Source organism: Mycobacterium sp. (genome assembly GCF_032161845.1).
Lineage (GTDB): Bacteria > Actinomycetota > Actinomycetes > Mycobacteriales > Mycobacteriaceae > Mycobacterium.
Genome location: NZ_JAVRQA010000491.1, coordinates 21,481 through 28,922, shown reverse-complemented (window position 1 = coordinate 28,922; position 7,442 = coordinate 21,481). Strand labels below are relative to the sequence as shown.

At 66.6% G+C, this 7,442-nt stretch carries 9 protein-coding genes; 5 read left to right on the top strand and 4 right to left on the bottom strand.

Annotation, left to right across the window (positions count from 1 at the left end):
- The 3 genes from QOD90_RS26855 to QOD90_RS26845 form a co-directional block, all read right to left on the bottom strand.
- Nucleotides 1-215: fluoride efflux transporter FluC (locus QOD90_RS26855; RefSeq protein ID WP_526354812.1), on the bottom strand; the 215-nt coding region annotated here is incomplete at its 3' end.
- On the bottom strand, nt 212-697 hold the full coding sequence (gene crcB / locus QOD90_RS26850; protein WP_526354810.1) for a fluoride efflux transporter CrcB: 486 nt from the start codon (nt 695-697) through the stop codon (nt 212-214). The genes QOD90_RS26855 and crcB, both read right to left, overlap by 4 nt.
- Nucleotides 698-708: 11 nt before the next feature.
- Complete coding sequence (locus QOD90_RS26845; RefSeq protein ID WP_526354808.1) at nt 709-1,128, bottom strand: hypothetical protein; 420 nt, start codon at nt 1,126-1,128, stop codon at nt 709-711.
- A gap of 36 nt (nt 1,129-1,164) precedes the next feature.
- Between QOD90_RS26845 and QOD90_RS26840 the strand changes: the two genes are divergently transcribed.
- Genes QOD90_RS26840 through QOD90_RS26830 form a run of 3 tightly spaced genes read left to right on the top strand, consistent with a single transcriptional unit; the run spans nt 1,165 to nt 2,575 of the window.
- Nucleotides 1,165-1,371 (top strand): hypothetical protein, encoded by a 207-nt coding sequence (locus QOD90_RS26840; RefSeq protein ID WP_526354806.1) that lies wholly within the window; start codon nt 1,165-1,167, stop codon nt 1,369-1,371.
- On the top strand, nt 1,368-2,069 hold the full coding sequence (locus tag QOD90_RS26835; protein WP_526354804.1) for a glycoside hydrolase family 25 domain-containing protein: 702 nt from the start codon (nt 1,368-1,370) through the stop codon (nt 2,067-2,069). The genes QOD90_RS26840 and QOD90_RS26835 overlap by 4 nt, the downstream gene beginning before the upstream one ends.
- A complete protein-coding gene (locus tag QOD90_RS26830) occupies nt 2,066-2,575 on the top strand; it encodes a hypothetical protein (protein WP_526354802.1) in 510 nt (169 codons plus the stop codon). Before QOD90_RS26835 ends, QOD90_RS26830 begins: the two co-directional genes overlap by 4 nt.
- Here QOD90_RS26830 and treS read toward each other — a convergent pair.
- Complete coding sequence (gene treS / locus QOD90_RS26825; protein ID WP_526354800.1) at nt 2,572-4,797, bottom strand: maltose alpha-D-glucosyltransferase; 2,226 nt, start codon at nt 4,795-4,797, stop codon at nt 2,572-2,574. The genes QOD90_RS26830 and treS overlap by 4 nt on opposite strands.
- 158 nt (nt 4,798-4,955) lie before the next feature.
- Here treS and QOD90_RS26820 point away from each other — a divergent pair, with 158 nt between their 5' ends.
- A complete protein-coding gene (locus tag QOD90_RS26820; protein ID WP_526354798.1) occupies nt 4,956-6,788 on the top strand; it encodes a putative nucleotidyltransferase substrate binding domain-containing protein in 1,833 nt (610 codons plus the stop codon).
- Nucleotides 6,789-6,790: 2 nt separating this feature from the next.
- Nucleotides 6,791-7,438, top strand: coding sequence for a 3'-5' exonuclease (locus QOD90_RS26815; protein WP_526354796.1), 648 nt, complete (start codon nt 6,791-6,793; stop codon nt 7,436-7,438).
- Nucleotides 7,439-7,442 lie beyond the last annotated feature (4 nt).

Here is a 7,442-nt window from a genome sequence, read left to right as displayed (position 1 = left end):
CAGAACCCGGTTCCGACGACGGTCTGCCAGACGGCGGGCTGACCACCGAAGAGCACCAGCCCGGCCAGAATTCCGAGCAGCAGCGACCCCGTCACGTTGATGAGCACCGTCCCCCAGGGGAACGGTGACCGCCACCGGCTCTTGATCCACCCGTCGAGCACGAAACGGGCCACGGCACCGGTAGCGCCGGCGAGGAGGGTGAGCACGAGGATCACGGTCGGACCCCTCGACGGCGAACGTTGGCCGCGAGCACGATCCCGAGCCAGGCGGTGATGACGCCGCCGACGACGCTGACCACGCCGTACCCGAGCGCCGTGCCGACGTGCCCATGCCGACCCAGCAACACCGCCTCCAACGCGAAGGTGCTGTAGGTGGTGAAGGCGCCGCATCCGCCGGTGCCTGCACAGAGGCGGACCCGCTGCCGCCAGCCCGAGTCGTCACCGAGGCGGGCGAGTGCTTCCAGCAAGCCGCCCAGAATGAACGCCCCACCGAGGTTGATGAGGAAGGTCGCCCACGGCCAGCCAGATGCGTCGTGGGGCAGCAGGTTCTCGACCCAATACCGCAGTGCCGTGCCCACGATGCCACCGGCGAAGACCAACGCCAGCGGCGACGGCCGCAGATGCAGCGGCCGGCCCGAGGTGGCCGAGACGTCGGGATCCGACGGCAGCTCGGCGTGGGAGTCAGGCGAGCCGGGCACGCCTTACCTTCTCAGGTGAGCAGGACACCGGTCGACACCAGGGCGATCACCTTGACGAGTTCGAGCGCGACATAGGCGAAGTGGGCCCACGACCGCCGCCCTTCGTCGCCCTCGAGGACAGCGGAGGTACGACGGGCCAGCAGCGGACGCACCACGATCGTTTGCGTGAGCAGCGCACCTCCCGCGACCAACAGCGCAGTGTTGAGCACGGCTGACGTCTCTTGGGTGAAGAGCGCAGTGGCAATCACGAAGGCGAACACGTACTCGAAGACGTTCAGCGCACGAAACACCAACCGACCGATGCCCAGTCCGACCTTCAGCGTGACGCCGGGCGCGCGAAACTTCAGTGGCGATTCGACGAACGAGATGGCCAGCACCATGCCGACCCACACGAACACCGCGGCGACCGCCAGCCTCGTACCTGTGTCCACGGCGGCAGCCTACGACAGGGATACGATGGTGAAGCGATGCACGGCGAATCGATGGCGGACCGCGACTACGTGGCCGAACTCGTTCGATGGCACGACGCCGGCGCCACATGGCAGGTGGTGGCGCAGACGTCTCACGGCGTGACGATCGCCCTGATGCGGTGCGACGGCGGCGAGGAAGTCGACCGCTTCAGCTCGAACGATCCACGACTCCTGGAATTCGTCCGGGATCGCCGAGAGGGGTGAGTCCGACGCCGGACACGATCTACGCCGACGTCTCCGAGTGGCAGGTGCCGGTCGACGACAGCTACCCGCACCGGGTTCTGTGCATTCGCTCCAATGACGGCGACCACCGCGACCGGAATTGGAAGATCAACTACCCTTGGTGTCAACGTCGTTGCGATGCAGGCGAACTCGAGTTCTTCATCGTGTACTTCGTATGGCGACGCAACTGGCGCCAGACCGTCGACACCCTCAAGGACATGATTGGTCGGCCGCATCCGCGGATGGCCGTGATGATCGACGTCGAGAGCTGGGGCAGGCAGATCACCGGTGACCAATCCGACGGCATCAACCGGGCGTATTCGGCGATCGCCGAATGGCTGGGTGAGCCGCGACGCGTCATCGGCTACGGCAACGTCGGCGACCTGAACCGGTTGTGGCCGGTGAAACCCAAGGGCATCCGCCTTGTCGTCGCCGCCTATGGATCCAATCCCGACTACCCGGGCAAGGTGGCTCACCAGTACACCGACGACAAGCGATACGGCAACGGGACCACGCTGCCGAATGGCGCTCCCCCGTTCGGCAACTGCGACATGAACTCGGCGGACGGCTTGGATCCCAAACAGTTCGCCGGGGCGTGTGGAATCCAGATCGGCTCGCCCGCTGCGGTTCTCACCGCGCGGACGAAGCCGGTCGAGCAGACAGGGAAGCGCGCGAGATGATCAGTCGCCTGCTCGCCCTTCTGGCGGGCCCGGTGATGGTGCTTTCGGGGTGCACGTCGACGGCCACGGTGCCGACGAGCGAGCCGCCGACCACCCCTGCGACGACGACCACGACCGCGGTCGTCGCTCCCCCGCCCGTCACACCCACCGCGCGCACCGTGAACTGGTTCGACCTCGACGTCGGCGACTGCCTGGCGGACCCGCCGCCGGTGGATCCCAACGTGATTGCCGTCGCCGTCGTGGACTGCACGACGCCGCATCATGCGGAGGTCTACCTCCGCGTGCCATTGGCGGTCAACACCGCCGTCGTCGACGTCGCAGGCCTCAAGTGCAATGACGGATTCACCGCCTACACCGGCGAACCCGTCGGCAGCGGCACCTTCACGGTTACCTACCTGATCGACTCCAACCAGAACCGCACCGAGTCCAACCCGGCCCCGAGCACCGCCATCTGCCTCCTCCAAGCTGCGGACGGCAGCACGCTGACGGTGCCGGCCCGCCGCTAGTCCGAACCCTCGTCCTCCACCGACTCCACTAGCAGCGACATGCCGTGATGGCGCGGCATCTCCACGGCGAAGCTGTGTAGGTCGTCGACCGTGCCGACCGTCTTGCCGGTGAACATGTCCATCACGTGGCTGCCTGGCGGAAGATGTTCGGAACGCACAGTTCCCGCGATGTCCTCGTCGGCGAAGTTGAGCAGGGTCAGCTGATGCTGACTGGGCTCCTCGAGTTGATGAACGAGCACCAGCATCCCCTTCTGGGAAACCTCGGGGACGTCGACCTGACGGCTGGTGGCGATGCCGTAGTGCGACCGCACGCGCAAAATGGCCTGCAACTGCCGCAGGAAACTCGTCTCGTCGGCGAGTTGCTCGGGGATCGATCCATAGAGGCTGCGGCCGCGGGGCATCCCCGCCATCGATCGCGTCGCTGCCTCGTTGACACCCATGAGGTCGTGGCCGGCGCGATGGATCCACCGCGTGTCGCCCCCGCGGAGCAGCTCCGCGACCTCGCCGGGCGGCAACGTCAACATGCCGCACATGTCCCAGCCGGACAGTGCGAACACCCCGGGTTGCAGCGCGTTGAACATGGCCAGCAGCAGGTGGGCCCGACGGATCGGGTCGACGTCGACGATGTCGTCGAGGTCGGTGATGCCGAGCGCCGCGGCGACCACGGTTGCGGTGGTGGAGGCGATGCCGTTGGTGGTGAACACCTGGTTGTAGGGCGCCTTGGGTCCGGTGAGCTGGTTGAGAAGGTCCTGGCGGACGGATTCCCCGAGCTCCTCGCCGGTGAGTTCCTCGCCCTTGTAGGTGAACACGTCGTCGCGGTGTCCGGTCGACCAGTGCACCAGCTCGTAGGTCAGCTCGTCGTGATTCTGCAGCGCGTGGATCAGGGAGGCCGGGTCGACGCCGAGCTCGATCGAGGTGCGCAGCGTCAGCCGGAGGAACTCGGTGTCGCCCGTCGCGAGGGCGTGTTGATAGGCGGGCCGGTTGATGAAGTCGTAGGACAGGTCGGCACCGGCTTCGCCGACTTCCCGAATGTCGTCGATGGTGAGATTCAGCTCCTGGAAGGTGAATCCGCCGACCTTGCGCACCATGCTGGCGATCAAGTGGTTCGCCGCCTCCGACAAGGGATGGCCCTCCGACCACGCGGGACTGCCCTCGGCGGCGCTCTTCTCCACCCCGAGGAACCCGTTGGCGTCGAGTCGCAGCGCACCGGTGCCGAGATCGGTCAGCGAGTGCAGGGCGTCACCCATGACCATCCGCATTCCCGCGAACGTGGGGTCGAGCCAGTTGATCGACGGCTGACCGTCCTTGAAGTAGTGCAGGTACACCCAGCGTCGCTCGACGCCGTCGACCCCGATGACGGGACGCGTCACGCTCCAGTTGGTCTCCTTCACGCCCTCGGCGAAGAAGATCACCCGTTGCAGCCGGCCGATGATGTAGCCCGCCTTGTCCAGCCATTCCTCGGTGGCGGCGTCGATGTTGACCGAGTCCACGCCCGCCGGAGTGTCGGGCAGCTCGTGCCAGTCCCTTGGGTCGATCTCGACCATGTGGTAGATCCCGGGGTAATCGGCATAGTGCATCTCGGCGAGCCGGAAGTCCGCGCCCTTGCCCGTATGGCCAGGCACTACGTCGTCGATGATGGTGCCGCCGTACCAGTTGGCCGTCGCGCACATCTTTCGAAATTCGTCCTCGGTGCCGAACGCCGGATCGATCTGGGTGCTGATCCGGTCGAAGTGGCCGTCGACGCTCGGCGTGTACTCCCAACCGGAGATACCGCCCGCCCGCTTGACCGGACCCGTGTGAATGCCTTCGATGCCGATCTCGGCGAATGCCTTCCACATCTCCTCGTCGGCCATCGCGGTCAGGAACGACTCGTCGGGCCTGGTGATCAGGGAGAGCGGGTACGCGGTGAACCAGACCGACGCGGCGGTGACGGCGCTCCGCGGGTTGGGGTTGGCGAAGGGGTTCTGCCACATCGAGCCCTGACCGGAGAACTGCTGGCTGATCTCGTTGGCGTCCGACAGCATCGACTCCGACAGCAGCCACTTCACGTAGGCCGGGTTGTCGGCAGTCGCCGAACCATCCCTGGCCACCGAATGACGCGCGAAGGGAGCCTTGACGCGCGGCCGAAAGCGCAGGGTGCGCGGCCGGGCCGGGTGGAGGTGTTCGTCGTAGGTGATCTCGGTTGGTTCGCGCGTCTGGTCGTCGCCATCCGTCTCCGTCATCTACTTCCTCACCACTCGTCTATCCACCTGCCTGTTCGTAACGCCTGCCCGAGGTTCGCCGTCCGCGCCGTATAGCCATTGGCGGGACGTTGAAACACGAGGCTGAAAGAAGCATCCACCAATGTAGGCGGACGGGCTGACCATGCAACGATCGATCGGTGAAGGAGTTCCTCGAGTTCCTCGGCGCGCAGACGCCGTATGACCGACTCGACGACGACGATCTGAATCGCCTCGCCGCAGCCGTCGAGGTCGAGTACTTCCTCGCGGGCACGGTGATAGTCGAGGCCGAAGCAGCTCCCCTGGACTGCCTGTTCGTGGTGAGAGTCGGTGCCGTCGAGATCATCGACCGCGGCCGGATCACCGACGTCCTCGGGGTTGGCGAGACGTTCGGCCACATCTCGGTGCTGTCGGGCCTGCCGCCCCCACTGCAGGTGCGCGCCGCCGAGGACACCCTGTGCTACCGGTTGCCCGATCCGCGCACCCTCCTGGCCCACCCGGACCGTCTCCGGTTCGCCCACTACGGCGGACTGGTCGCCAGGGAACGCCTGATCACCTCCGGTGGTTCGTTCGCCCGGCTGGAGCGCCCCCTCGGTGACGTCACCCATCCCATCACCTGGTGCGACGCCGACGACTCCATCCGATCGGTCGCCGAGCTCATGACCAGTGTGGGCCGGTCGTGTGCGCTTTTCCGCCGGGCGGGGCAGATCGGCATCGTCACCGACGACGACTTCCGCCGTCGCGTCGCCACCGGGGAGGTCGGCGTCGATGCACCGATCTCGACGATCGCGAGCACCCCGGCGATCGCCATGAGCATCGACCGCACCGTCAGCACGGCATATCTGTTCATGGTCGAGCACGGCATCCACCACCTCGTCGTCGTCGACGCCGTCGGCACCGCGGTCGGCATCGTCCGGGTCGTCGACATGGCCGCCGCCGAGGTACGCAACCCGTTGGTGATCCGCTCGGCCGTCTCGGCAGCGACGAACATGGACGAGCTCGTCGATGCCTGCCGCTTGCTGACGCCGACGACCGTCGAGCTCTGGGACGCCGGGCTTCCCGTCGAGCACCTTGGCGCACTTCTGTCCGCGATGATCGAGTCGATCTTCCGCAAGATCATCGAATTACACTCCACGACATCACCTTTGGTCGATCTGGACTGCTCGTGGATGTTGATGGGCTCCTTGGGTCGACGCGAACCGCTGCCGAACTCCGACGTCGACACCGCGCTGGCGTGGGCGGTCAAATCGCCGACCGCCGCGGCAGTGACTCGCGAAGAGGTCGCCGCTGCCGCCGAACCGCTGATCAGCGCGCTCACCCGGTGCGGTCTCGCGCCGTGTCCGCAGGGGCTGAATGCGTCGACGCCGCTGTTCAACAGGTCGCAAGGGCAGTGGCGCGAGATCGCCGACGTCTGGCGCGCGAACCCCGACAACATCGACTATCTGCTGATGGCCTCGACCGTCCTCGATGCTCGCCCGATCACCCGCCCCGCCTTGATCCAGCCCCTGCGGACCGCCCTGGTCGGCGGCATCGGCCGGGACGCCTTCACTCGATCACTGAGTCGGTTCTCGATGAACGACCGCCCGCCAAGCGGGTTCGTCCGCGGCTTCGTCGTCGAGCACTTCGGGGAACAGAAGGGCCATCTCAACCTGAAGAAGTCCGGCTTGCGCCCGGTGGCATCGCTGGCTCGCGCGCTGGCCCAACGTACCGGCGATCCAACGGGTTCCACCCCGCAACGGCTGGACCGCGCTCATCGCAGCGGCCTGCTCACCGCCGACGAGGCCGACGCCCTGAAGGGTGCCTTCAGCCTGTGCTACCACCTGGTCTTCGAAGGCCAGGTCGCCGCGATCAAGACGGGCAAGAGGGTCGAGTCCGCCATCGACCCCACCAAGCTCGACTCCTTGGAGCGAAGGCACCTCCGCAGCGCCTTCCGCACGATCAATGGGATCCAGGACCGCCTGAGCCGCAAGTGGTTCGGGTACGAGGGGCTCTAACGATGGCGATCGACTGGGCGCGACGACTTCGCACGCACCGACCGCGGCGGTCGGCCACCAACGACGTGGATTGGCGGACCGACACCTTCATCGTGATCGACCTCGAGACCACTGGCCTCGACCCACGCCGCGACCACGTGGTGTCCTACGGCGCAGTGCCGATCCACGACGGGAGGGTCAAGACCTCCGAATCGGTGTACGGGCTCGTCCACGTGCCGCACGACGTGCCGGCGAGCTCCGTGAAGTTCCACGGCCTGCGGACCCAGGACCTCGACGGCGCCCCACCACTGGCCGAATGTGTCGCCGTCCTCGACGAACTCATCGGCGACCATCCCGTCGTCGCGCACTGCGCCTGGATCGAGCGCTCGTTCCTGCACAGGGCCTTTCGCCGTTCCTACCTACCCTTCACCAGTTCCATCGTCGATACCGCCGTCCTCGCGCAGCGCGTTCTCGGCGTCGACCTCGAACCCGATCAGGCGGTGTCCCTGGAGTACGCCACGACCGCCCTTGGGCTTCCCGTGCACTCGCCTCACCACGCGCTCGGCGACGCCATCACCACCGCAAGCCTGTTCATCGCACTGGCCAGTCAGCTGGAACGGGGCAAGACCCTGACCACCTCCGACCTGCTCGACCTGTCGGCAGGTTCCTGAACCG